Annotated in this window: 1 protein-coding gene and 1 pseudogene; both read right to left on the bottom strand. The window is 39.8% G+C overall.

Features of this window, described 5'->3' with window-relative positions; genetic code table 11:
* Positions 1–83: 83 nt before the first annotated feature.
* Positions 84–527, bottom strand: a complete 444-nt coding sequence (locus ADH54_RS00010; RefSeq protein WP_080551641.1) for a transposase — start codon at positions 525–527, stop codon at positions 84–86.
* A pseudogene (locus ADH54_RS00005) lies at positions 490–919 on the bottom strand (IS110 family transposase); the annotation flags it as partial. The gene ADH54_RS00010 and the pseudogene ADH54_RS00005, both read right to left, overlap by 38 nt.

Here is a 919-nt window from a genome sequence, read left to right as displayed (position 1 = left end):
TTTTATTTGAAAAAAAACAGTAAAAAAGCGCAAAAAATCACTTCCTGTGCTATACTGTAATTGAAATTTTTTTAGTTTTGGCGTTAGAACTGTTTCCTCAGTCCTAGCGCCTTTTCTTTTTGATAAGTCTGCTTGGTGGATAGTAGTTTGTAAATGATTCTGAGAATCTTATGAGCACAAGCAATAACCGCCTTCATCTTGCTTCCTCTTTGGGAAATTCGATTGTAAAAAGAAGAAAAAGCTGGATCCTTAGAATGTGCTGCAATTAATCCCGACATGGTCAAAGCCTGTTTGATATATCGATTTCCTTGCGTGATGTGTGAGGATTTTTTAATGCCAGCACTTTCATAAGACCCTGGGCCTAGTCCAGCCCATGATGCTAAGTGTGCATCGGATGGAAAGGCTGTAACAGTTGGTCCAATTTCAGCTAGAATAGTGGCAGCACAGTTTTCATTCACACCAGGAATGGTTTGAAGTAGCCTATTTTCCTCAGGGAAACTCCTTTTCGATGTAGTGTTGAATCTCATCGGTCAATTTTTCAATGAGTTCCTGATACATCTGACATTCCTCTAAGCTCTGGTCTAAGAGGAAGCGGTCTTCTAGTGATAACTTTCCTTCCATCGCTTCAACGAGTTCTTCTGGACTTGCTTTCACTCGCTTCTGGATACAAGGAATAACAGAGTCTACATTAATTGTTTCTCCGTTAATGAATAATTTTAAAAGTGCTTGCCCCGTCTTAGAAAAAACATCAGAAAGATAACTGGTTAGCTTGATATTGGCCCGTTGTAAGAGATTGTGAATTTCATTTTTAACTTGAGTTTGACGTTGCTTGTAAGAACGCATGCGACGTGTCAATAAACGAAGCTGTACCACTTCAGGGGCAGGGATATAGGAAGGTTCAATTAGTCCGCAACGACCG

Origin of the sequence: Streptococcus pseudopneumoniae, from assembly GCF_001072315.1 — a bacterium.
In the GTDB taxonomy this organism is placed as follows: Bacteria; Bacillota; Bacilli; order Lactobacillales; family Streptococcaceae; genus Streptococcus; species Streptococcus pseudopneumoniae_R.
This window is presented reverse-complemented; position numbering and strand designations above follow the sequence as displayed.